23 protein-coding genes are annotated in these 25,848 nt (G+C 33.9%); 12 read left to right on the forward strand and 11 right to left on the reverse strand.

Features of this window, described 5'->3' with window-relative positions:
• Positions 1-2: 2 nt before the first annotated feature.
• The 10 genes from LF845_RS10130 to LF845_RS10175 all read left to right on the forward strand — a co-directional run bounded on the left by LF845_RS10130 (position 3) and on the right by LF845_RS10175 (position 7,832).
• Positions 3-317 (forward strand): hypothetical protein, encoded by a 315-nt coding sequence (locus tag LF845_RS10130; RefSeq protein ID WP_242820900.1) that lies wholly within the window; start codon positions 3-5, stop codon positions 315-317.
• Positions 317-1,552 (forward strand): AAA family ATPase, encoded by a 1,236-nt coding sequence (locus LF845_RS10135; protein ID WP_242820901.1) that lies wholly within the window; start codon positions 317-319, stop codon positions 1,550-1,552. Before LF845_RS10130 ends, LF845_RS10135 begins: the two co-directional genes overlap by 1 nt.
• 2 nt (positions 1,553-1,554) lie before the next feature.
• Positions 1,555-2,250: a tetratricopeptide repeat protein gene (locus LF845_RS10140; protein WP_242820902.1), complete on the forward strand. Its 696-nt coding sequence runs from the start codon at positions 1,555-1,557 to the stop codon at positions 2,248-2,250.
• An 86-nt stretch (positions 2,251-2,336) separates the two neighbouring features.
• Complete coding sequence (pilM, locus tag LF845_RS10145; RefSeq protein ID WP_242820903.1) at positions 2,337-3,227, forward strand: pilus assembly protein PilM; 891 nt, start codon at positions 2,337-2,339, stop codon at positions 3,225-3,227.
• Entirely contained in the window at positions 3,224-3,808 is a 585-nt protein-coding gene (locus LF845_RS10150; protein WP_242820904.1) for a hypothetical protein, read from the forward strand. Before pilM ends, LF845_RS10150 begins: the two co-directional genes overlap by 4 nt.
• Entirely contained in the window at positions 3,801-4,346 is a 546-nt protein-coding gene (locus LF845_RS10155; protein ID WP_242820905.1) for a hypothetical protein, read from the forward strand. The genes LF845_RS10150 and LF845_RS10155 overlap by 8 nt, the downstream gene beginning before the upstream one ends.
• Positions 4,343-4,693: a hypothetical protein gene (locus tag LF845_RS10160; RefSeq protein ID WP_242820906.1), complete on the forward strand. Its 351-nt coding sequence runs from the start codon at positions 4,343-4,345 to the stop codon at positions 4,691-4,693. The genes LF845_RS10155 and LF845_RS10160 overlap by 4 nt, the downstream gene beginning before the upstream one ends.
• Entirely contained in the window at positions 4,677-5,903 is a 1,227-nt protein-coding gene (locus tag LF845_RS10165; RefSeq protein WP_242820907.1) for a secretin N-terminal domain-containing protein, read from the forward strand. Before LF845_RS10160 ends, LF845_RS10165 begins: the two co-directional genes overlap by 17 nt.
• A gap of 139 nt (positions 5,904-6,042) precedes the next feature.
• Positions 6,043-6,600 (forward strand): HAMP domain-containing protein, encoded by a 558-nt coding sequence (locus tag LF845_RS10170; protein WP_242820908.1) that lies wholly within the window; start codon positions 6,043-6,045, stop codon positions 6,598-6,600.
• Positions 6,483-7,832, forward strand: coding sequence for a methyl-accepting chemotaxis protein (locus LF845_RS10175; RefSeq protein ID WP_242820909.1), 1,350 nt, complete (start codon positions 6,483-6,485; stop codon positions 7,830-7,832). Before LF845_RS10170 ends, LF845_RS10175 begins: the two co-directional genes overlap by 118 nt.
• Before the next feature lie 29 nt (positions 7,833-7,861).
• On the opposite strand, the gene LF845_RS10180 is transcribed toward LF845_RS10175, so the two are convergent.
• The 10 genes from LF845_RS10180 to mtaB form a co-directional block, all read right to left on the reverse strand.
• Positions 7,862-9,298: a glyceraldehyde-3-phosphate dehydrogenase gene (locus LF845_RS10180; protein ID WP_242820910.1), complete on the reverse strand. Its 1,437-nt coding sequence runs from the start codon at positions 9,296-9,298 to the stop codon at positions 7,862-7,864.
• A 130-nt stretch (positions 9,299-9,428) separates the two neighbouring features.
• Positions 9,429-10,493: a flagellar biosynthesis protein FlhB gene (flhB, locus tag LF845_RS10185; protein WP_242820911.1), complete on the reverse strand. Its 1,065-nt coding sequence runs from the start codon at positions 10,491-10,493 to the stop codon at positions 9,429-9,431.
• A complete protein-coding gene (gene fliR, locus LF845_RS10190; RefSeq protein ID WP_242820912.1) occupies positions 10,493-11,272 on the reverse strand; it encodes a flagellar biosynthetic protein FliR in 780 nt (259 codons plus the stop codon). Before fliR ends, flhB begins: the two co-directional genes overlap by 1 nt.
• A gap of 99 nt (positions 11,273-11,371) precedes the next feature.
• Positions 11,372-12,343, reverse strand: coding sequence for a dihydroorotate dehydrogenase-like protein (locus LF845_RS10195; RefSeq protein WP_242820913.1), 972 nt, complete (start codon positions 12,341-12,343; stop codon positions 11,372-11,374).
• An 11-nt stretch (positions 12,344-12,354) separates the two neighbouring features.
• A complete protein-coding gene (locus LF845_RS10200) occupies positions 12,355-14,487 on the reverse strand; it encodes a DNA translocase FtsK (protein ID WP_242820914.1) in 2,133 nt (710 codons plus the stop codon).
• Complete coding sequence (locus LF845_RS10205) at positions 14,478-15,263, reverse strand: undecaprenyl-diphosphate phosphatase (protein WP_242820915.1); 786 nt, start codon at positions 15,261-15,263, stop codon at positions 14,478-14,480. Before LF845_RS10205 ends, LF845_RS10200 begins: the two co-directional genes overlap by 10 nt.
• Positions 15,264-15,283: 20 nt before the next feature.
• Positions 15,284-16,930: a ribonuclease J gene (locus tag LF845_RS10210; RefSeq protein WP_242820916.1), complete on the reverse strand. Its 1,647-nt coding sequence runs from the start codon at positions 16,928-16,930 to the stop codon at positions 15,284-15,286.
• 102 nt (positions 16,931-17,032) lie between these two features.
• Positions 17,033-17,911: a phosphoribosylaminoimidazolesuccinocarboxamide synthase gene (locus LF845_RS10215; protein ID WP_242820917.1), complete on the reverse strand. Its 879-nt coding sequence runs from the start codon at positions 17,909-17,911 to the stop codon at positions 17,033-17,035.
• Positions 17,912-17,919: 8 nt separating this feature from the next.
• Complete coding sequence (locus LF845_RS10220) at positions 17,920-19,569, reverse strand: FAD-dependent oxidoreductase (protein ID WP_242820918.1); 1,650 nt, start codon at positions 19,567-19,569, stop codon at positions 17,920-17,922.
• Entirely contained in the window at positions 19,569-20,819 is a 1,251-nt protein-coding gene (gene mtaB, locus LF845_RS10225) for a tRNA (N(6)-L-threonylcarbamoyladenosine(37)-C(2))-methylthiotransferase MtaB (protein WP_242820919.1), read from the reverse strand. The genes LF845_RS10220 and mtaB overlap by 1 nt, the downstream gene beginning before the upstream one ends.
• A gap of 193 nt (positions 20,820-21,012) precedes the next feature.
• Here mtaB and LF845_RS10230 point away from each other — a divergent pair, with 193 nt between their 5' ends.
• Together LF845_RS10230 and glnD are read left to right on the forward strand one after the other, a co-directional pair.
• Complete coding sequence (locus LF845_RS10230) at positions 21,013-21,483, forward strand: flagellar basal body-associated FliL family protein (RefSeq protein ID WP_242820920.1); 471 nt, start codon at positions 21,013-21,015, stop codon at positions 21,481-21,483.
• Positions 21,461-24,070: a [protein-PII] uridylyltransferase gene (glnD, locus tag LF845_RS10235; RefSeq protein ID WP_242820921.1), complete on the forward strand. Its 2,610-nt coding sequence runs from the start codon at positions 21,461-21,463 to the stop codon at positions 24,068-24,070. The genes LF845_RS10230 and glnD overlap by 23 nt, the downstream gene beginning before the upstream one ends.
• Before the next feature lie 90 nt (positions 24,071-24,160).
• On the opposite strand, the gene LF845_RS10240 is transcribed toward glnD, so the two are convergent.
• Positions 24,161-25,848, reverse strand: a 1,688-nt coding sequence (locus LF845_RS10240; RefSeq protein ID WP_242820922.1) for a GspE/PulE family protein, incomplete at its 5' end; no start/stop codon positions are given.

Consider the following 25,848-nt stretch of genomic DNA (forward strand, 5'->3'; position numbering starts at 1 on the left):
TTATGTTGGTTGTCTTTTCCTTTATTGGAATAACGTTAGTTGCTATTTTGACCAATCAAAATGTGAGCTCAAGTGAGGAGCTTTTATCTACAAAGGCACTTTTTTTGGCTGAAAGTGGGGTTGAAATAGCAATTATGGATAATAAAAGCCCGGGGAATTACGGCCCATATACTATAGGAAACGGAAATATAGACTTTATTGTGACTGATATTGGTGATATTTTAAATGATCCCGAGTATAAAGATATTTACAAAGTTGAATCTACTGGCTATATCGGGGATGTAAAAAGAAAAGTTGTGGTTAAATACAAAAGATAATGTTTGAAAAATTTTTTAATTTAAAAGACGACCCTTTTAGAATAACACCTGACCCGCAGTATTTTTATGCTTCTGACTCTCATGAGGATGCTATTAACTTACTCAAATTTGGCATAGACCAGCGAAAAGGTTTTATAAGCCTTATCGGTGAAGTTGGCACCGGGAAGACGACTATTTGCAGAGTATTGTTAAATACCGTTGTCAACTGCGAGTCATCATTGATACTTAACCCTCTTATGAGCCCTGAAGAGATTTTATTGCAAATTGTAGAGGATTTTGAAATACCTTATGAAAAAGGTGAGAATAGCGGTAAACTATATAATAGATTGGCTGAGTTTCTTGTATCTAATTACAACAAAGGAAAAAATGCTATAATTATAGTTGATGAGGCACAAAACCTTTCTTTTGAAGCCTTTGAAATGATTAGGCAGATATCAAATATTGAAAAAGAGGATGCTAAGCTTGTTCAAATTATTCTTGTAGGGCAAAATGAGCTTGAAGAAAGATTAAGTGAGAATAAGTTAAGACAGTTAAATCAAAGGATTGCAATAAGGATTAGTCTTTCTAATCTTACTTTGGAAGAGACTGAATTTTATATAGAGCACAGGCTTTCTAAGGCATCAATTTTTAGAAAACATATTTTTGCCAAATCGGCTATTAAAGAAATTTATAGTATTACAAGAGGAAACCCAAGAGAGATAAACCAAATTTGTGAAAATTGTTTGGTTATTGCGGCAAGTATAGGAAAAAAACAGATTGATAAGGCTATCGTCAGAGAGGCTGCATCAATTTATAGAGGGAGTAATAAAAAGACTAAATTTAATTATAAAAAAATTCTTGCACTTGTGATGTTGATAGCTGTTGTGTTTACAAGTTTTGTGCTTTCAGACGCTAAAAAGCTAATACAAAATTTTGTGACAACAAAAAAATTACAACAAAATGTTTCAACTCTTCCTCAAACTAACCAGGAAAATGAAATTGTAAAGAATGTCGACAATATGACAGAGGAGACTTTAGCTGGTGAGGCTATTAAAAAAGAGTGTGTCCTTACAAAGGTCTCAGTAAATCTTAGGGCAGAGCCGTTATTAATTGATAATGTAATAAAAAGATTGCCTGAAGGGTTAAAGTGTGATATTCTAAAGCAGAATGACGGATGGGTAAATGTTGACTGTGGGTTAAATGTGGGTTGGGTCGTAAAAAGTGATAAATATATTGATGTTGTTGATTGTGAGTAAGTATGAGCAGACTTGCTAAGTATTTAAAAAGTGAAAAAGATGCAAGACAGGTCAAAGGTTATGGGCAGAAAGGTTTTTCAACTTTTGATATAGACCCGTATTTGACAGTATTTTTTTTGCTAATTTTACTTGTTAGCGGATTTTATTTTTATAAGATTAAAACTGCTGATTATTTTAAAGGTGCCGAATTTCCTTCTATTGGTGAGTTTGAGAGTAAGTTTAATACAGTTGTAAATGACTACAGCAAGTTTCAGATTGATTCATCATATTATGATTTTATAAAGGCAGTAAAGTATAATCATAAGGTTGAAGCTTTGGAGATAGCCAGAAAATATAATAATAACAGCCTGTTAGGTATTTATGAGAGTATTTATGGCAATCCCGATAGAGCAATAGCCATTCTCAAAAAAGAATATAAAGATAAACAAAACCCTGAATACTTACATCACTTGCTATACTCTTTTAGTAGAAAAGGGGATATTGGGAGTATGAGGGTCTACGTTGATAAGGCGGTTGAAATTAAGCCTGAGACGTATTTAGTCTATGCAACAAGTTTGGAAGAAAAAGGGTTTTTAAAAGATGCATATAAGGCATATATGGAAGCACTTAGTAAGACTGAGTCAAATGAAGTAAAAAATAAGCTTGTAGTAAAAACAAAGCTTTTGGAAAAATATCTTAAAAGTAGGGGCTTGCTATAAAAAAAATTAATGTTGTTGCACTTTTAAATTCAAGGATTGAGGCATATACTTTTGAGAAAAAGAGCGAAATTAGACTTACTTCTTTTTTGAGTACTGATATTAAAGATATTTTAGAGATAGAGAATGATGATCTGACTTTCTTGTTAAATATAGAAGATAAGTCCAAATACACTATTTTAGTAGATTGTTCCTATGAGGTGCTGAAAAACATATTTGTTTTCCCAAAGAACACTCCTGACTTAAAAAATAGACTATATGCAAATTTTAAAGAACGATATAATATATCTTTGGCAGACTATTATATTGACTTTATGTTCAGTGAGATTAGCGAAGAGATTGTAACCTATATCTGTGGTTCTCCAAGAAATTATGTAGATACTATTGCCAAGTTTCTGACAGAGAATAAATTCAAACTTTTGGCTTTAGAATCTGATATTGATGCCCTTGGAAGGGGGTTATATACGCCGGATGAAACAAGTCTTAAGATTCACGTAATGGATAATGAAATACTTATTATGGTTACAAAAGGTAAAACACTATTAGCAGAAAGACTTGTTACGTTTGGATATAAAAATGTAATTGATAATTTTGCAAAACATGGTGGCATTGACTTTGAGCAGGCAAAGAGTCTGTTTGAATCTAAAGGTTTTTTTGATGAGGATATAAACGATTCAGAATCGGTGAATATGAAAGATGCGGTTATAGATTCTCTTGATATGGTAGGGATAGAAGTCCAAAAAACACTTGATATGTTTTATCGCAGTTTTAAAAATGGGAAGGTTGATAAAATAATTATTTCAGGAAAATTTATAAATGTTAATAAAGTAAATATTTATTTTACAAAACTGTTTAATATTGAAACAGAAATAGTGAATATTTTGCAGCAGATTTCTGTTGATGAAGATATGCAAGAGCTGTTAGCTGAGGCTACAGCACTTGAAATAGCTATTGGTGCAGCATTAAGGAGCAAATTTTGAAGCTTTTTACAAACAAGACTTCAGCAAAAAGTGAGATTAACCTTTTACCCGAAAAATATAGATACGATATATTTAAAGGGGTAATCTTAAAAGTATCTGTTTTGATATTTATTTTCAATATTATTCTTATAAGTATGATATATGTAGATAAAGTCTTTGAGCTTAAAGACCTAAAGAAAACTCACTTGTTTAAAAAAGGGGAGAATAATAAAATATTGGCTTTGAATGACAAGCTATTAAAATATCAGAATGAGAAACAAAGTTTGATAAAAGAATTGAATGCACTTAAAAGTATTGAAAATGAGATAAAAGAGGTTAAGTACAAGTCTAACTCTGCACTTTATGATATAATTTCTTTGCTTGAGCTTTTGACAGGTAAAAATGAAATTGTAAATATGAGCTACGCCGGCGGGGTATTCAGGATTGAAGGTGTTTCAGATAGTCCGAAAGAATTTTATAGATTTTACAGCATATTGGATAAAAGTAAAAGTATAGTTTCGGCTGACTTTCAAAGTCTTGAGAAAAAGGATGGAAGACTTAGCTTTTCTCTTATAGTTAAGATGAAGGGGATAGATGGATAAAATAAAGACCAGAGATATTATAATACTTACTGTATTATTAATTTTTTTAGTCGATTATGTTTTTGTCCGCTATGTTTATGGGCCGATTAAGCAAGATATAAGTGCCACCAAAAATCAAATTATTGATTTGGATAATCAGATTGCTACAAATATAAGTACATTCAATAATCTTATAAAAAACCCTGATGATTTAAAGAGACTACGCAAATCTTTAATGGAACAGAAGATTAAAAATATTTTACTGCATGAAAAGGTAAAAACTGCCGATGAGATTAGTGACATTCTAAAAACGTTTTTGTTGGAGAGTGGGATAGAGATTGACAAGGTAAGCCTTACCTCTTCCAATATCACTGATGGTATTTATACTTACGAGTTCCAGCTTAATTTTAGAACGAGTTCATTAAATCTGGTCAGGTTTATAGATAAGGTTGAAAATACTGTTAGTTTTATGGATATCTCTTCATACTCAATTAAAAATGGTACAAAATATATGGATGTTTCTATGAGTGTAAAAAGTAAGTACTTGGGAAAACAATGAAATACTTTTTGATATTAATACTGCTGACAAGTTTTGCTATTGCCGGAGATTTTCTTATTACCGATACTTTGCCTGACAACTATAGATATTTGACGACCCTTAAGAGGTTTGAATTAAAAGAGACTTCTAAGCCGTCAATAGATACAGAAAAAAAAGAAAATGTTTCGATGATGATTTCTCTAACAGGGGTTTTTGAAATGAATAATAGATATTTTGCTATTATTGATGATGAAATATATAATGAAGGTGACGTAGTTAAAGGGTATAAGATTATAAAAATTGAGCTTAATAGAGTAACATTCCTAAATAATGGGAAAAAGGTGGTAAAAGATGTCAGAGACAATTAAAAGAAAAATAATCGTATTCATTATATTGTTATTTAGCTTTAGTCTGTATGCTGCTGAGGACAAAATCTCAGTAAATTTTAAAGATGCAGATATTAGGACAGTTATATCATCAATTGCCAAAACTAAAGAGCTCAATGTTATCATACCACCTACTATTTCCGGTAAAATATCAATATATCTGAAAGATGTTACTTTTGAAGATGCTATGAAAAATATTACCGAAGCGTCAGGCATTACTTATAAAATTGATAATAACATACTATATGTGAATAAGGTAGGTGAAAGCAGTCTTGGAGATGCAGAAGATTTCTTTTATTACCCGAGGTATATAAATTTACAAAAGCTGTCAGAGATTTTAAAAAACTATATCTCTTCAAATGCTAAAATAGTTATAGATGATACAAGCGGCGCTCTTATAATAACAGACACCAAAACGAGGCTTAATAAGTTAAAAGAGATAATTGCAAAGGTAGATAAGCCTTTAAAGCAGGTACTTATAGAAGCAAAAATTGTGGAGATGTCTAAAAGTGGAAGCAGGGATTTGGGTATACAATGGGGGGCAAACTATAGTCCTAGCAGTACGAGCTACTATTTTCCTAACAGTGTTTCTGTGGGTGGTGGTGCCAGTGGTTATATGGTCAATTTACCTGTCACTGAGCCGGCGGGTGCATTGAATATTTTGTTAGGCTCGGCCACCGGGTCACTTTTGCTCGATGTAAGGCTGCAGGCTTTGGAAAAAAGTGGTGAGGCAAAGATAGTATCAGAGCCAAAAATTGTAACGATGAATAATCAGCAAGCTCATATTGAAAGCGGTGTGGAGTTTAAATATAAAGTTACAACTACAGATACTACTGATATAGAAGAGGATGAGGCAAAACTTTTGCTTACAGTAACACCCCAAGTTACTCCTGATAATAATATCCTTCTTAATGTACAGGTTGAAAAAAGTGAACTTGACTTTACTCGAGAGGTTGATGGTTATCCGCTAAAGATTACAAGAAAAGCAGAAACATATCTTATGGTAAAAAATGGGGAGACAACAATTATTGGTGGGCTTAATCAAAAGTCTACTTCTAACAGTAACAGTGCGGTGCCATATCTCAGCAAGATACCGCTCTTGGGTACACTTTTTAAGAGTCAGTCAAAAGCAAGTACTCTTGATGAATTAATGATATTTATAACACCGAAGATTATTGTAACGGGAAGTTAATTTAGAATATTTCAATATTTCTAACAATGTTTTATTTGACTTAAAGTTTCACTTGAATTAGTCGATTTATAATCCTATACTATCAACATAGACAAGCTTATGCTGTGTTTAACTATAACATAGTTTTAATGGGGGTTTTATGGGGTTTTTTAAAAATATTTATATTAGTCTTGAAAAGAAAATTTTTAACTCTATTACCAAAAAGTTAATAGGAAACTTCGGGTTTTTAATCTTTTTACATTTTATTTATGTAGTATCATTTTATATTTTTTCAAGCAAATTGCGATCTATACTTAAAAGTGTAAACATCAATGATGATATCCTAAAAAGTATATTTTCTTATCTTGATAATGTTTTTGTGCTATATGTAATAGTTATTAGTATTGGTGTGCTTTCAGTCTTTCTTATGATTTACTTTATGAGACACCTCATTGTAAGACCTGTCAAACTATTAGTACAAAGCTTTGATACAGTCAGTCATGGTGAAGGTGATTTGTCAGAGGATTTGCCTTGTGTTTCTTATGATGAATTTAGAACATTATCAGAAAGCTACAATAGATTTATTAAGAGTATTAGAATATGCTATCAAGTGTCAGAGAAAATGGAGTCATTATCGCCGTTGAAAGTGCTAAGGTGCTTAAAAATATCAAAGATACAGAGCAAAGCACCAATGAGCAGAGTAATATGGCAGAATTGATATTTAACGCAAGTAATGAGGCAACTGCCGCTATCAATGAAGTGGCAGAAAATGCAAACTTTATCTCCGAATCTACAAAGAATAACCTTGAGGCCGCAAAAACATCATATAGCGGTATGTTGGATATAAAGAATAAAGTGCATCATGTTGATGAAAACCTCCAGAAGTTTAAAGCGACAACAGATGTATTAAGTAAAAATTCAGAAAAGATTATGGAAGTAACCAAGCTTATAAATGAAATATCTGATCAGACAAATTTACTTGCTTTAAATGCGGCAATAGAAGCAGCTCGTGCAGGTGAGCACGGGAGAGGGTTTGCCGTGGTCGCTGATGAGGTAAGGAAGTTGGCAGAAAAGGTAAAAGATGCTACCTCCGAAATTTCAGAAAATATTAATAATATGAATAAAAATGTAATAGAAACCAAAAAAGGAACTGACAGTATTTATGAATTTGTAAAGGATACGAATGAAGTTATTGAGCATTCGACCAATCAATTCAGTGCAATGATTTCAGATTTTGAAAATACTAGTGAGCAGCTTTTAAAGATTGCGTCAGCCATTGAGGAGATCTCCATAACAAACTCAGAAATTCACGAAAATGTCAATAAAATCAATGATATAAGCAGTGAAGTCGTTAGCAGAATGAGATTGTCTTTGGAAGCGACGAAGGTATTAAATGAAAAAACTGAAACTATGCAAGAGCTTGTCTCAAAATTTAGAGTTGGTGAGGGGAAAGTAGAGCAGATTATCTTAATTGGGGAAAAATACAGGAATATTTGCACCGAAAAGATAATAGATATAGCAAAAAATACTAATGTATTCGACAAAAACTACAAGCCTATACCAAATACAAATCCTACTAAGTATTCAACAAGCTATGATTCATATTTTGAAAGGATATTAAGACCTATTTATGATGAAGCATTAAGAGAAATTCCTAAGGGGATTTTTGTCCTTTGTGTTGATTCAAACGGATATGCTCCAACTCACTGCAGTAAATACGCTAAGCCATTAACCGGGAATTATGAAACTGACCTTGTAAATAGCAGAGATAAAAGAATATTTAATGACTCTGTTGGATTAAGAGCTGCTAAAAGTCAAGCTAAGTTTCTACTTCAAACATATATGCGTGATACCGGAGAGATTATAGCTGATTTATCATTTCCGATATATATTCAAGGTAAACATTGGGGAGCAATAAGAATAGGACTTTCTCCTGAAGCATTGATATAAAAAAGCGACCCTTTAGGGTCGCTTATAATTTATGCAGGAATAGTTTTGAGATTTACACCGGCGATTTCTTGTACAAGTCTTATTACCTGGTTACTGTAGCCATATTCATTGTCATACCAAAGATATAAAATGCACTTATTACCATCTACGATGGTGGCTTCGCTATCCACAATGCATGCGTATCTTGAACCCACAAAATCGGAAGAAACAACCTCAGGAGAGTTAGTATAATCTATTTGATTTTGCAACGGAGAGTCCAGGGAAATATCTCTCAAATAAGAGTTTACATCTTTTTTAGTAGTTTGTTCTGCCAAATTTAATTGTAATACTGCCAAAGAAACGTTTGGTGTTGGGACACGTATGGCATTTCCCGTTAATTTCCCTTTTAATTCCGGTAAGGCTTTTGCCACAGCACTTGCTGCACCTGTTTCAGTAATTACCATATTTAAAGGTGCACTCCTTCCTCTTCTGTTTTTTTTGTGATAATTGTCCAACAAGTTTTGATCATTAGTATACGAATGACAAGTTTCAATATGCCCTGAGACAATACTGAACCTGTCATTTATAGCTTTTAAGACAGGGACAATGGCATTAGTTGTACAGCTTGCAGCTGAAAGTATCTTTTCGTTAGGGTCTATAGCACTATTGTTAACTCCATAAACAATATTTGGAATATCCCCTTTGCCTGGAGCTGTCAAAAGCACTTTAGATACCCCTTTTGCCTTTAAATGTTTGGAAAGACCTTCTCTATCTCTCCACTTGCCTGTATTATCAATGACTATTGCATCTTTTATCCCGTAGGATTCGTAATCTACATTTTCAGGAGAATCTGCGTAGATTACTTTTATCATCACACCGTTTGCTACCAAAGCATTTTCTTCTTCATCCACAATTATAGTCCCGTTAAACGGACCGTGCACAGAATCCCTTCTAAGAAGAGCAGCCCTTTTTACAAGATCATTATCTTTCCCTTTTCTCACAACTATTGCTCTAAGTCTGAGCTTGTCCCCTTTTCCGACTTTGTCAATTAATATCCTTGCAAGGAGCCTTCCTATTCTGCCAAAGCCGTAAAGCACCACATCTTGCGGCTTATCAAGGACATTTTCACATTTACCCAAAACTTCAGATAATTCAGATTTTAAAAACTCTTCTAAATTATCAGCACCTGAATTGATAAATTTTGTAGTAAGTTTACCAATATCTAGTCTGCATGGGGAAATATTAAGGCTCTCTACAGCCTTTACCACCGGGTAGGTTTCTCTGACAGACAGTTCATTTTCCAAAATCTGCCTTGCAAATCTGTGTTCTTTTAAAATTTCTATGGCAGTTTTGTTGACCAAAGGTTTCCCATAAAGGTATGATACTACGCTTCTTTCCCTGTAAAGCCTACCTATTAAAGGCAACATCTCTTCAGCAAGCATAAGCCTTTCGTTAAAGTCTTGAAAATATTGTGCTTCTTTGTTCATAAGGCAACCTCTTTTTATGTTATTAAAGTTATAAATGTAGTGTGAAATACTAAGCCCTGAGCTTTATAAACCAAACTTCGGATAAACTCAACAACTTATCTTTTGCTAACAAATTTTCCCATAAGGTCGTTTAGACAATCTTTTTCCCTTTCATTTTATATACTATAGCCAAAATTTCGGCTACAGCTTTATAAAGAGACTCAGGGATTTCATCGCCAATCTCTACGGAGTTGAACAGTGAGCGAGCTATTGGCGGGTCTTCATGAACCAAAACTCCATGCTCCTTGGCAAGCTCTCTGATTCTTAGCGCTATTAATCTTTGCCCTTTAGCGACCACTTTAGGCGCTCTATCTTTACCTGCCTCATATTTGATTGCCACTGCATAATGTGTCGGGTTAGTAATTACTACGTCTGCTTTAGGGACTTCTTCCATCATCCTTTTTCTTGCCATCTCCATTTGCAGACTTCGAATTCTCCTTTTTATTAAAGGGTCCCCTTCCATCTGTTTGAATTCTTCTTTAACCTCCTGCTTTGTCATTTTCAAGTCTTCTTCGTATTGCCACTTTTGGTAAAAAAAATCTAATATAGCTAAAAAAAGCATGAGTAGAGCGATTTTAAATGACAGCTCAAAAATGATTTGCCCAAGGAAAGTGATACTGACCAGAGGGTCGGCATTGGCAAGGCTAATTATCTCACCTATTTTTGATTTAACTACCAAGTAAGCTACAAAACCAACCACAAATATTTTAAAAATAGATTTGACTAACTCAACGAGACTCCTTTTTGAGAAAAGATTTTGCAACCCCTTAATTGGGTTAAGCCTGTCAAACTTTGGTTCCAAAGCTTTTGGAGTTACTATGAATCCAAATTGTGCAATATTTGTAAGGACTCCTACAAAAATGAGAATTGCAAAAAGGGGTAAAACCACTTTTCCGCAAAACTTAAAAGATAATAACATAAGCAAGTAAATAGAGTCCTTGTTTAACTTAAAGTTTGAGTATTGTAGCATTTCCGTAAATAGCAACTTAAAGTCATCTATTATTATAGGGGTGTAAAAATACATAAAAAGGATACTCACCATAAGTATAAGTGCAGTGGAGAGTTCACGGCTTTTTGGGACATTCCCTTCTTCAACGGCCTTTTGTCTTCTTCGGGGGGTGGCCTGTTCCGTTTTATCAGAATCGGTTTCCGGCATTATCCACCTAACATTTTAAAAATTGTCAATACGTTATTAAAAAAGTCATAAGTTATTATTTCAAAAACACTGTAAAAATATGTCATACTAAATATTACTACGATAAGACCTGCAGCAATCTGAATAGGAAAACCAACAATTAGAATGTTAATCTGCGGAACCAAACGTGCAATAATACCCATTACTACATGAGTAATAATCAGTGTTACAAAGACGGGAGCGATTATTTTTAGTGCAATTATAAATATTTGAGAGAATAATTTCACGATAAATATGTAAGAGCCGTTTGGGATTACAAATGAGCCTATTGGGACTACCTGCACACACTGGACAAGGGATTGAATAATCAATCTATGCCCGCCGATGCTTAAAAAAATCAAAATCATCACTATATTTTGAAACTGTGCAATGATAGACACTTGGGAATTAGTCTGAGGGTCAAGGACATTAACTACTCCAAATCCCATTTGAAAACCGATAATTTGCCCCCCAAATTGAACACCTACGAATAAAAATCTGCCTATCATTCCTATCATTATACCGATTAAAAGCTCTTTTATGATTATTAATAATAGTAGCACAGTATTGATATTTGTAAAATTAACCACTGGAACAAGGTGATAAACTAATATGGCAAGTATAAGAGAGAAAAAAATCTTGACTCTATTATCAATTATTGTGCTGCCAAAAAAAGGGGCGGTAAAGATAATGCCACTTATTCTTATGAATATTAAAAAGTAAAACACAAAGGAATTGGTTTGATTCAAAAAGTAAAACATTAATAATTCTCCGACAATATCGTATAGATATTGTACTATAATATCAGCTGCAACATTATTATTCGGGTTAGTTGCAGCTGAAAATATTTATTTGAAATATTAAAACAGTTTGTTACTGGCAATTTTCATATACTGCAATCTTTCAAGCCTTTTAACTTCATTATTGATTTTAATCTCTTTGTAAATATCTGATATATTTTCTATGTTATTTTTATCCAAATAAAAATTTATTCCATCAATAATTTCTTTTATTGATTCAACTCCATTTTTATATGTTTTGGAGACCACCTGCACGGTTTTGGCTCCGGCCATAATGTATTGCAGAGCGATGTCTGGTGAGTGTACTCCTGTTGATGCTGATATATCTATATCAATAAGATTTGAACAGATAGCGACCCATCTTAAAACGGAATATGCTTCGTCTGCACTGCTATAAACATTTGCTGGCATATATTCCTTTTTGTCCAGATTTATTCCTACCCTGTAATATCTGTTAAAAAGAGTAACTCCATCGGCACCACAATTTTTTAAATTTTTAACCATATAAGGAATATTTGTGAAAAAATGACCAATTTTGACAGCAACCGGGATTTTAATTTTTGATTTTATGTCGGTTACTGTGTTAAAATATTTTTCTTCAATTTTTCTTGGGTCTTCGTCGGGGTTAAATGACATGTAGGATAAGTTTATTTCTATGGCATCGGCTCCTGCATCTTCTATGCTTTTAGCGAAATCAGTCCACCACTTTTCTCCGGTGCAGTTAACACTTGCAATTATAGGTGCGTTAGAAACTTTTTTTGCTTTGGTTACGAAGTCAATGTAAGGTTTACTTCCATACAAAACCGATACGTCACTTAAGTTATAATCGTAAGATTCAGGGTGAAAATCTGATACAAAGTCATTTGCCTCAGATGCAAGTTCTTCTTCAAACAATGATTTTAAAACGATTGCGCCTACACCAAGCTCGCTGAAGGTTTTTATATTTTCAATCGAAAAAGTGAGCGTTGAGCTTCCTGCTATTACAGGGTTTTTTAGATTTAGTCCTAAGTAGTTTGTTGCCAAATTTGCCATATTAACTCCTTCTAATCATTTTTAATTAATACTTCTCTTGGTTTTGATGTTCCGTCACTTGGAGCCACGACCCCTTGCTTTTCCATAATTTCCATTATTCTGGCTGCTCTATTATATCCTATTTTTAAATATCTTTGAATCATTGATATCGATGCCATCCCCTTTTTTTGTACTAAATCGAGGGCTTCGTAATATTTTTCATCCATTTCATCTTCAGATATTTCATCTATCCCAGTAGATTCCTCTTTTACAAGGTCCATATTGTATTCAGGTTGCCCTAATTTTTTCAGGTAATCTACGACATCACTTACCTCTTTTTCGCTGACAAAACATCCGTGAACCCTTACAGGGTCGCTACTGCCGGGTGGTATGAAAAGAGAATCTCCCCGACCGAGCAATATTTCTGCTCCATTTTGATCAAGAATAGTTCTACTGTCTGTTTTGGAAGATACTCTAAAGGAAAGTCTTGCAGGCATATTTGCTTTTATAATACCTGTAATGACATTTACAGAAGGTCTTTGTGTGGCAAGTATCAAATGAATTCCTACGGCGCGAGCCATCTGTGCAATCCTTATTATTGACTGCTCTACTTCTTTACCTGCTACAATCATTAAATCGGCAAATTCATCGACAACTACTACCAAATATGGCATTGTAGTAAGCTCATTATTATTTTTTGATGCAAGCTCATTGAATGAGTCTATATTCCTTACTTTGTGTTCTGCCAAAATTTCATATCTGTTTTCCATTTCAGCTACAACATTTTTTAAAACTGTAGCAGCATGTTTTGGATCGGTTACAACTGGGGCAGCCAAATGTGGTATATCCTCATAAGAACTTAATTCTACCATTTTAGGGTCTATCATGACAAATTTCACTTTGTCCGGAGAGGACTTAAAGAGTATTGAGCACACGATGGTGTTAATGCAGACGGACTTACCACTTCCGGTTGTCCCTGCTATAAGGAGGTGAGGCATTTTACCAAGATCAGAGACATATGGCTTACCTGAAATATCTTTCCCGAGAATGATGGTTAAAGGGGAACTGCTTTTTACAAAATTTGAGGAGTTGATAAGCTCTTTGAGGTAAACGGTTGCTCTCTTTTTATTCGGTAATTCTATCCCAACTACAGATTTACCCGGGATAGGAGCGATTATCCTGACACTTACAGCACTCATAGCCCTTGCTAAATCCCCTTCAAGCCCTGCTATCCTGTTAATTTTAATCCCCGGTGCAGGTTCAAACTCATATAAAGTTACAACAGGCCCGGGCTGAATCTCTTTAATTTTCCCTTCCACACCAAACTCAAGGAGCTTTTCCTCAAGAAGTTTCCCTTTCCGCTTGAGTTCGGCTTCTGTTTCGGTAACTTCTGTAGTTTCAAAATCTTCCAAAAGATTAATTGGGACAGTATATTCTGCCTTTTTACTTTGAATTGCCACTTTTGAAATTTCTTTAATTGTTACATCATTCTCAACATTTATCGGGTCGTTATCTATTAGTTCTTCCGGCGCATTATTTACTACTTGAGATTTTTTCCCTTTAGGTAACTTTTTTTCTTTTTTTTCTCTTTTAAAGATATTCCTAATGTCAGGGAAATTAAAATTAAGCTTAAGTGTCATTATTTCGTAGTTTCTAAAAAGTAATATTAAAATTATGATTAAAATAAAAGCCGTAGATAATGCACCGCCATATTTGCCGAGGATTGACTGCAAAAATGTCGCTGCCACATTCCCTATAATTCCACCCATGTGTTTCTCTTTAAAAATAGGGTCACTGTCACTTAAAAAACCGCTAAAAAGAGCCAAAAAGCTGATGAAAGAAAAGGATAAGATTAAATCGAAAATAAATCTCTTGACCTTTTTGTGACGTTCAACAGTTTTATAAAATAGACCAATAGAAATAAAAATAAGAAGAAATGGAAGTATAAATGATGCCCATCCAAAAATATTTCCCAAAATATCGGCATAATAAGCACCAATTTTACCGAAGAAATTATTTACTTTAATTTCGTAATTTGAAAAAATTATATTTGAGAAGCTCGGGTCTTTTTCAGAATATGAAAATAAAGACAACGTTGTTAAAGTTATAAAAAAGACATTTAAGACAATAAATATTTTAAATAAAAGTGTGTTTTTTACAGCCATACGATACTTATAATACCAATTATCAAACAGTAAAGAGCAAATATTTTAAGTGAAGCCCTTTTTATAAAAAGAAGTAGTGCATGGATAGAAAAAAGTCCTGCCAAGAATGCGGCAATCATTCCTGATGCGTAATATGAGACAAGGGTATAATCTAAAACGGGCAAATCTTTCAGCTGTAAGATTGTTGCACCCAAAACAGCTGGCAGCGCCATTAAAAATGAAAACTCAGCTGCTTCTTCCCTGTTTACATTCATATAGATAAGTGCCGAAATAGTCGAACCAGACCTTGAAATACCCGGTATTACCGCAAGCCCTTGCACTATTCCAACCAAAAAAGATTTGCCAAGCGTTATTCTTCCCATAGGACTTTTTTTGTCAGAGAAGAATAGGATAAGCGAAGTAAAAATTAAACTATACCCAACCATAGTGGTCGAGCTAAATAGAGCTTCTGCCTTATGGTTAAGATAAAGCCCTATTATCCCTGTTGGGATACTTGCCCAAAATATACCCCAAATGTATGTTTTGTTATCAAAATATGTTACTTTAAAGCCGGGTACAAATATCCCCAAAAAACCTTTTAAAAGTATTTTTATCTTTTTCCAAAAGTATACTATTACTGCCATAAAGGTTGCAAAATGAAGCATAACATCAAACATAATGCCAGGTTGTTGGAAGTCCTTAATCAATGATTGGGCTATTACAAGATGCCCTGAGCTGCTAACCGGTAAAAACTCCGTTATACCTTGCAATAAACCGAGCAGTATATATTCAAGCATGAAATACTCCTAACGAATAATTATAAAATATTAAAACCATCTTTAATTACTTTAATTTCTGGTCGTCGGTCAAACCTTTTTTTGAAAATTTTTTTGATAAATTTTGTTAATATCTCATCAAACTGAAACTCACCGCTCAGAGATGATTCAATAAGCAGACTGATATTATCGTTTATCTGCTTTTTTATATAATATTGCAATTCATCAGTCAGTGAGAAACCAATGGCATTTAACTCTTTTATATTAAAATTATTTTCCTTGAAGAAGTAGTTTATAAAAAAGACACCATCCCTTGCCATATTTTTTCTTATTTTAAGTTCATCTTCTCCAAAAATAAACCCTCCTCGAGTGTCTATATATGTTTTGCCAAAAGGTATGTCTGAAAAGCTTACTAAATCTTGATTATTATCAAAGGTGATTTTCTTTCCATTTTCTACAAAGATGCAGTTTGATTGGCTGAAATTTAAATCTTCGGTAATATTTTGAATATTTTTCCTTAAGTGAGTATATTCACCGTGAATGGGTATAAAATATTTGGGGCTTGTTAGTGATGTAATTATTTTAACATCCTCCCTGTAAGCATGGCCTGAAACATGAATATTTTCTTTCTCAATGTCAACGACTTCAGCTTCATAATAGAAGATATGATTTATAGCTTTGGCAAGATTTTTTTCATTGCCGGGGATTACCCGTGATGAGATTATAAATAAGTCCCCTTTTTTGACCTGTAAAGAGTTCCTTTCTCTTGAAACTATTTTGTAAAGGGTACTATTTACTTCCCCCTGGCATCCTGAAATTATAAAACACAATTTATTGTCGTCATATTTTTTAGCATCATTTAACCTGATGATATTTTCAGGATTATATTTTAGATAGCCAAGCTGGGTGGCAATATTTATATTTTTTGTTATTGACCGCCCCTCTATAACTACTTTTCTTTTTAATTTTTCACAAATGTCAAGTACCTGACTGATACGGTCAATATTTGAAGAGAATGTGGTGAAGAATACCCTTCCTGAAGCATCGGATATTATTTTGTATAAATCTTCGTAAACAGATTTTTCTGACGGCGATACCCCTACCCTTTGACAACTTGTTGAGTCTATTAAAATCCCTGTTACTTTTTCATTTTCTAAAAATTTAACAACTCTTTCCTCTGAAAAAGGTTTTTGAGAAATGGGCGTCTTGTCTATTTTAAAGTCAGACAAATGGATGAAAGTATTTTTTTTACTTTTTATTTTTATGCAAAAGGTATCCGGAATGGAATGGTTTATTTGTAAGAAAGATATTGAAATATCATCTATAACAATACAATCCATATCTGAAATCTCTTTTAGTGTAGCTTTTAATTTTTCTTCTGTAAGCTTGTGTTTTAAGAGATTAAGGGTTAGTTTCCCGCCGTAAATAGGAACATTGAAGTTTTTTAAGAGGTAGCTTATGCCACCGATGTGGTCTTCGTGTCCATGGGTTGCTACAATCCCTTTTATTTTATCCTTTATACTGACAATATATGAAAAATCCGGAATTATATAATCAACACCCGGCAGAGATAAATCGGCAAACATAACTCCGCAATCAACTATTATGGCGGTTGTTTCGGTTTCGTAGACATACATATTCATACCTATTTCACCTAAACCGCCGAGAAAAGAAATTTGCATGCTCATGACTGTATAATTATAAATCCTAAATTGCTTAAATGCAAACGATATTGGAAATGAGTTGTGGCAGTAAAAGTGAGTGGCCTAAAGCGGCCACTCTTGTTGTTATCATTTTGTTAAAATTTCCATGATTTCAAAATATTTTTTTGACGCTTGAGCAGCAACATCAGCAGGTAGTTCAGGGCCGGGAGCTGTTTTATCCCAGTCCAGAGTCTCAAGGTAGTCCCTGACATATTGTTTATCCATACTCTGCTGAGGTTTTCCTACTTCATATTTCTCTTTAAACCAAAATCTTGAAGAATCAGGTGTCAACAATTCATCGATTATAATTATTTTACCGTTGTAAAGTCCAAACTCCATTTTTGTATCAGCTATAATAATACCTTTTTTTTCTGCATATGTAGAAGCTTTTAAGTAGATTTGAATGGCAAGGTTTTTTAATTTTTCTGCATTCTCTTCCCCTACTATTTTTTTAAATTTTTCAAAATCAATATTTTCGTCATGAGCTCCTACCTCAGCCTTAGTTGCAGGTGTAAATATAGGCTCGGGAAGTTTTTCTGACTCTCTTAACCCTGATGGAAGCTTTATTCCACAAACTGCACCTGTTGTTTTATAATCTTTCCATCCTGAACCACTTAAATATCCTCTAACCACACATTCAGCCATAAAAGGTTTGGCTTTTTTGACAAGCATACTTCTGCCTTCAAGCTGTTCTTTGTATTTTTGGCATATAGGTGGCATCTTGTCTATATCGGTAGTAACTATATGGTTTTCAACGATATCACTCATCATATCAAACCAAAATTTTGAGAGTTGTGTCAGCACAAACCCTTTTTTAGGTATCCCTGTCGGCAAAATTACATCAAAGGCTGAAAGCCTGTCGGTAGTTACAATTAGAAGATTCTCCCCCAGGTCGTAAATGTCCCTTACCTTCCCTCTGCCTACAAGTTTCATATCGGTAAAATCCGTTTTCATTAACACATTCATAAATCCCCCTAATTTATTTTTTTAAATCTTTTTATAGCCTCTATTCCGCCTAAAACATTGTAGGCTTTATACCCTAAATTTCTTAGAGTTTTTGTTGCAAGATACCCTCGAAAGCCCACAGCACAGTATACCACAACCGGTGTGTTTTTATCCAGTTTTTCAAGGTTATTTCTCAAATCGTTTACATAAATATTTATTGAATTTTCCAAATGATACATTTTGTACTCAATACTTGTTCTTACATCCAATAATTGAAAGTGCCAGTCCCCTTTTTCAAGCTCTAAAAAATATTCAGGTGTTATTCCAAAACCTTCACCCCTAACCTGATTTGCTGCTACGTAACCTGCCATATGCTCTACATCTTTGGCAGAGCCGTGTGGCGGTGAATAGCATAGATCAATATTTTCAAGATCAAATACTGTCAGATTACCGTAAATGGCAGTGGATATTACATCAATCCTTCTTGCAACCCCTTCTTCTCCTGAAGCGGTTGCTCCAAGTATTTTTCCTGTTTTCTTTTCATATACTAATTTTAAAAATATAAACTTAGGGTTTGGGTAATATTCAGCATGTTGGGCATTTTCCACATAAACAGTGTCAGCATCAAAACCTGCTTCAACAGCCTGTTTTAATGTAAGCCCGGTATGTGCTACTACCGCATTGTTAAAACTTACCACGGAAGCTCCAACAACCCCTTTAAAAGTCATATTCCCACCTGCAGCATTACAGCCAGCAACTCGCCCCTCCTTGTTGGCAGGCCCGGCAAGGGGCATTAGTACATTTTTACCGGTAATGAGGTTATGCTTTTCTACCATATCACCCGCAGCATAGATATCTGTGACTGAGGTTTCCATTTTTTCATTGACAAGGACACCTCCAAGCTCCCCAATTTGCACACCTGCAGTTTCAGCAAGCTCGGTATCGGGTGTAACACCTGTGGCAAGTATAAGGAAATCTACAATAAGCTCTTTTTGGTCAGAAAAGTAACATTTAATTTTATCATCAAATTTTTCAACCTTTACAAGGGCAGTTCCCGTCCTAATATCGATGCCACACTTTAATGCTTCATCATAAATCTTGAGTGTACACTCAGGTGGAAAGACAGGTAGTATATTTTTTTCATATTCTACGAGAGTTGTTTTGATATCTGCATGATAAAGGGCCTCAGCCATCTCTATCCCGATGTAGCCTCCGCCGACAATGAGGGCATTCTTTGCAGATTCAATCTTTTTTACAATCTTTTCTGCATCTTCCACACTTCTGACGAAGAAATAATCAACATTTTCTATACCTTCAATCTTAGGAATAATCGGTTTCCCCCCTGTTGCAAGGATAAGTTTGTCATATTCGATTACTTGTTGCTCTTTGTCTGTTTCAACTACAATTTTTTTGGTCACAGGATCTATAAACGTAGCTTTAGTGTTAAGCAAAACGTTGGTATTAAATCTGGTGCCAAAGGACTTCTTGTTGTGCAAAATAATATCTTTTTTATGTGGAATAACTTTGCCTATGTAGTAAGGTAGCCCGCAATTGGCATAAGAAATATAAGAGCTCTTTTCTATAATTGTTATTTCTGCATCTTCAGAAACTCTTCTTGCTTTTGCTGCAGCTGTTGCACCTGCAGCTACACCACCTACAATTACTATTTTTTTGCCCATTATACCCTCTGTATTATTAAATTTCCGTCAAAAGTGACACTGATTACTTTCCCTTTAATAAAGGTATTTCTGACTTCATTTGTTAAAATTTCTGCCTCAAGATAATTGTTTGTAAGTCCTTTATTATCTTTTTCTACTAAAATTTCAACCTCGCGTCCAAAAAACTTTTTCGCAAAGTTAAATTTGAGACTTTCAGCAATTTCTCTAAGGTGTCTTGCCCTTTCATTTCTTATCTTCACAGGCACACTGTCAGGCATTGTTACCGCTTTTGTCCCTTCCCTTTCCGAGTATGGAAATACATGGATATAGTTTAGCCCTGCATCGAAGATAGTCTGTTTTGTTTCTTCAAATTCAGTTTCCCCTTCACCCGGGAATCCTACGATTACATCTCCGCCAACTATTGCATCCGGGTTAATCCGTTTTATTTTTTTAACGGTTTGAATAAATTCATTTTTTGAATAATTCCTGTTCATACGGGTTAAAATTTTATCTGAGCCACTTTGTAGCGGAATATGAAAGTGGGGGCAAAATTTGTTGTTTGTCAGAATAAGATGTATTAACTCATCATCTATTTCATTAACTTCAAGTGATGAAAGTCTTATTCTATACCTACCTTCAATTTCAGATAGCTCCTTAAGTAAGTCCTTTAGAGAGGAATTTATATCTTTTCCGTATTTTCCTATATGAATACCGACAAGTACTATTTCTTTATAACCGTTTGCAATAAAACTTCTAAAAGCAGATATAACACTTTCAATCTTTCTACTTCTTGGTTTACCTCGCAAGCTTGGGATAATGCAATACGAGCAGTAAGCGTCACAACCGTCCTGAATTTTTAAATATCCCCTTGTTTTATCTCTAACAAGGTTTTCATTAAACTCTTCAAAATGCTCGATTGTTTCAATGTCATTAAAATTATCTTTCTCTTTTATAATATATTCAAAAATATCTGCTTTCCCTGAATTTGTGATAACTAAATCAGCTAAATCTTTCCCCTTTTCTTTGAGCATATCTGCTCCGCAACCTGTTATAGCAATTTTTTTGTCTGGAAATTTGGTCTTTGTTTTTTTTATAAATGTTTTAAATTTTTTCACTGCATTATCGGTTACTGCACAAGAATTTATGATAACAATGTCTGAATCTTCTATTGTATTAACAATACTGATATTTTTTGTTTCTGCATCAAGTTTTAAATTTTCTGTTTCAACCTGGTTGACTTTACATCCTTGTGTATAAAAATATATTTTCACATTATCTCCAATTTTTTTTAAATTTATAGTTGAACTTTATTGTAATATGTATATCTTTAACATACCCTGTAGGTTCAACACATAAAGTTACCTTGGCACCCATTCATTCTGGGTGCTTTTTTATTTTATACCTTAGATAAAAAAAGTGAAGTATTTTGTTTAAAAATTTGTTCTGTTTTGTTATATTATTTTTATGGACAAAAAAAATGTAATTATACTTTTAGCGGTTGTTTTATTGGTGGGGCTTGTAGTTTTCTCGTTAAGAAGTCGTATTAATCTATCTTTAGGGCTTTTGGTGAAAAAAGTTGATTTCAAGAATGATACTGTTTTTAAAAATTATAAAATTCAAGATGTGAAAATAGGTAATGACTATGCGGTGCAGCTAAGGGATATAGTAGCAGGAACGGGTGATGGGGTGAAGAGATATTACCGAATTGATATGACTATCACTGTGACTGATAGGTCAAGTCAAAAGATGATTGTTAAAAATGATGCACTGACTGCAGCAGTAATCGCCAATACGCTTTCAGAATTTAAGGTGAGTGATGTGTCTACAGCTAAAGGGAAAGAGTTTTTAAAAAGTACAATAAAGAAAAATCTCGAAGCCAAGTATGGTGGCAACTTTATAAAGGATGTTTATTTTGAAAAGTTTATCTACAATTGACATTAAATCTTTAAAGAGTAAATTCTGGCACCGTTGGGAAAGTATAAAAGAGAATAGACAAAACACCAGAATATCATGGCAAATCATGGGAATGCTTGCTTCACTGTGTGATGATACCGTAAAAGAAATTTATAATTTGATTGATAATCATTCAGAAAATATCTGTTTGTTAGCTATAGGGGGCTACGCAAGGCAAGAGATGGCTCCATATTCTGATATAGATATTCTTATTTTACACAGGAAGGCTTTAAGTGATAGTGATAAAGATTTAATTAACATTTTTACCACGACTTTATGGGATTTAAAACTTCAGCCGGGTATTCAAATTAAGGAGTTGTCGGAGATTACCGATGCTGCTCTTGAGGATGAGGTTGTAAAGACTTCATTCCTTGATAACAGATTTTTGATTGGAGAGGTTGATATATATAATGATTTTTTAAAAATTTTAAATGAAAAGGTTATTAATAGAGGAAAAGAGAAATTTTTGCTTCAAAAGGTTTCCGAGCAAAGAAATAGAGCAAAGAAATATAGAGATTCAATATATAAAATTGAACCTAATATCAAAGAAGGTAAAGGTGGCGTTAGGGACGTAAATACTATCTATTGGATTTCAAAAACCCTTTACAATGATAACACGCTTAGAAATCTGATAAATGCGGGAATTATAGATATTTCAGACTATGACGAGCTTGTTGAATCAGCAGAGCTTATACACAGAATAAGGATAGAGATTCACTATTTTCATAATCGAAAATATGATGTTTTGAGCATAGACAGCCAACCAAATATTGCTGAAATACTTGGATATATAAATACGTCAAGTATGCTTGCGGTTGAAGTATTTTTAATGGATTACTACAAAGCTGCCAGAAAAATTAGGGATATAAGTCGAAAAGTAATAGATAATACGATTGTTAAATTTATTTTTAAAGATAGGACATCAAAGTCTGTCAAAAGTATTGCCACCGACCTTTTTAAATATGAAAATTTTATTACAACAAACAATAAAGCGTATTTTTTAGATAATCATAAAAATATTTTGTATGTGTTTTACTATGCAGCTCAATACTCCCTGAGGCTGTCAGAGTCCTTGAAAGAGCTTTTGGAAGAGAGTCTTTATCTTATTTCGGATAGCTTTGTTAAAAAATATGGTGAAGTCTTTCTTAAAATTATTTCAAAAACACCTTACTCTTCCAAAATATTAACACTCATGGCTGATACAGGGGTTTTACAAAAGTTTATACCAGAATTTGATAAAATAGTGTGTAAACCGCAATTTGATATGTACCATCACTATACTGTTGATGAGCATACGATATTGGCAGTAGGCTACATCGATAAACTTCATGATGCCCTGCCGTCCCAATATGCAGATTACCAAGATGAATTTAAAAAGCTGGAAAGGAAAGATTTGCTGATTCTTGCCATACTATTGCACGATATCGGAAAAGGGCAGGGGAAAAACCACTCTATTGTAGGGGCTAAAATGTCTAAGATAATCTGCAAAAGGTTGGGTATGAATATGGATGATACGGACACTATTTATAACCTTGTTGAGCAACATCTTTTGATGAGCCATATTTCACAGCGAAGAGATATTTATGACATTGAAGTTATTGAACATTTTATAAGCCATCTAAATAATAAAGAAGAGTTAAGATTGTTGTTTCTCTTAACTTATGCGGATATGAATGCCGTAGGCGGTAATTTATTTAATGAATGGAAAAATTCATTATTAAAAGAATTATTCAAGAGGGCATATTATCAATTTGACCAGGATGACATTCAGACAGAGTTTAAAAATATTGTAGAGAGCAAGAAGAAGAGACTGTTGGAAAGGGTTGCGGGGGATGCTGAGCTTCTTTCCATCTTCAGTATACTTGAAGATGATTATATATTTTCCAACAAAATAAAACATATCCACAGACACATTAAGATGGCTTCAAGTCTTAAAGACAATATCTCTTTGGTAGAATATGCCGTAAGAAAGGATATTCACGCAATAAACATTATGGTTTGTACAAAAGACAAGGCGGGTATTTTAAAAAAGCTTGTAGGCGCTATTGCTTATATGGGTTTTAATATTTTAGGGGCACAAATATATACTTTTGGCAAAAACATAGCGGTGGACACATTTCAGGTTTCACTTGAAAATGTGGATTTAGAGCAGGTTGAAGCCACTATGGACAGGCTTAAGAGCACAATAGACAGTATTCTGCTAAGCAAAAAAGATATTGATTCATTGTTGCAAAAGAGCAGAGCTAATATTTTTGGCAAAAAGAAGCTGCAACATCATTTGAACAGTAAAGTGAATCTGGATAATGAAATCTCTTCTCAATATTCTGTCATAGATGTTTTTGCTTATGATTATAAAGGACTTTTGTATGATATTTTGAAAATATTTGAAGAGAATGGTATATATGTCCAAAATGCAAAAATTTCCACTGATGTTGATAGAGTTGTTGATTCATTTGCTGTGACCGATTTAAACGGTAACAAATTATCTGATAATCTGTTTCAAGAGAAGATTAAACCTTTAATTTTATCAAAACTTGAAAGCCCAAACAAAACTAATGAAAGCTGCTAAATGTTGCTAACAGATACAGGTGCAGTAGCTAAAACTATCGCATATGCTAAAATGGTTAAGACATATTTTTATTTTGCACCAACTTTCACACTATTCGTCTTTGATAACGGTAACCCTTAATATTTCCTCAATGGTTGTGATTCCCATTTTTGCAAGCTTGAGGCCTGAGTCAAACATTGTGGAAAATCCGCCTTGTATGGCTGCTTTTCTCAATTCCTCACTGTTTGCACCTCTTACAACCATTTCTCTTAAAACAGAATTTATTTTAAGCACTTCATAAATTCCTATTCTTCCTTGGTATCCGGTATAATGGCACTCAGGGCACCCTTCCCCTTTGACAAATCTCACATTTTCTTCAATTTCGCCAATTCTATCAAGAAATTCTTGAGGTGGAGTGTATTCAACGGCACAATTCATACATACTTTTCTAACCAATCTTTGTCCGACAATTCCAATCAGTGAGGAGCCTACCAAAAATGGCTCAATCCCCATATCCATAAGTCTTACAACTGCACTTACTGCATCGTTGGTGTGTATTGTTGACAGGACTAAGTGACCTGTAAGTGAGGCTTGTATTGATATTTCTGCAGTTTCCTTGTCTCTGATTTCACCAACCATTATAATATCAGGGTCTTGTCTTAAAATAGACCTTAAGGCTGAAGCAAATGTTACATTTGCGGATTCGTCCACCTGGACTTGATTGATAAGCTTAAAATTGTATTCAATAGGGTCTTCAACGGTTACAATATTTTTTTCTACTGAGTTTAGCTTTGAAAGGGTAGCATATAAGGTTGTGGTCTTACCGCTACCTGTAGGTCCTGTGATTAGAATTATCCCGTAAGGTTTTGAAATAATAGACTCGTAAATTTCAAGATTTTGACTACTCATTCCGATACTTTTCAAGTCTAAAACCACATTGCTTCTGTCAAGTATCCTTAAAACCACCTTTTCTCCGTAATATGTTGGAAGAGTTGAAGCCCTAAAGTCAATATCTTTGAAATTAACTCTAATTTTAAACCTTCCATCTTGTGGAGCTCTTTTTTCAGCAATATCCATATTTGCAAGAATCTTTATTCTGGAAGTTATGGGTGAATGTAAACTTTTGTTAACTGCCAATACCTCATGCAAAATACCGTCAATCCTATATCTTACTCTAAGCTTATCTTCATCCGGTTCAATATGGATATCGCTTGCCCCCTCATTTATCCCTTTAGCCAAAATACCGTCTACAAGGTTTACAATCGGGGCATCTTGAGATAAACTTTCTAAAAACTCATCATCTGAAAGGTTACCGATTATCTTTTTTTCTACATCTGTTGCTATTTTGAACAATCTATCTTCCGTACCATAAATTTTTTCAAGACCGTAGAAAAGGTCATCAGTAGTTAAGAGTACCGGTAATATATTTTTTCTTGTCATTCTGGAGAGTTCATCCATAGCATCTATATTCATGGGGTCATTTGTTGCAAGCGTGATTAGATTTTCTGAGTATTTGAGAGGTATTACTTTATATTTTCTCGCAATCTGCTCAGGGATAAGTTTCTTAAGGTCGGGTGTTAGCTCATAGTCAGAAATGGAGACCATTTCTACTCCCAATTGTTCTGATACGGCGTTTAATAAGTCATATTCGGTTATATAGTTAAGGTCGATAAGTGTTTCACCGAGTTTTTTACCTGTCCTTGCCTGCTCACTTAAGGCTACTTTAAGTTGTGCCTCGGTAATAAGATTTTTACTTAATAGTAATTCACCTATTTTTACTTTTTTAAGCTTCATATCTG

Origin of the sequence: Deferrivibrio essentukiensis, assembly GCF_020480685.1 — a bacterium.
GTDB lineage: Bacteria > Chrysiogenota > Deferribacteres > Deferribacterales > Deferrivibrionaceae > Deferrivibrio > Deferrivibrio essentukiensis.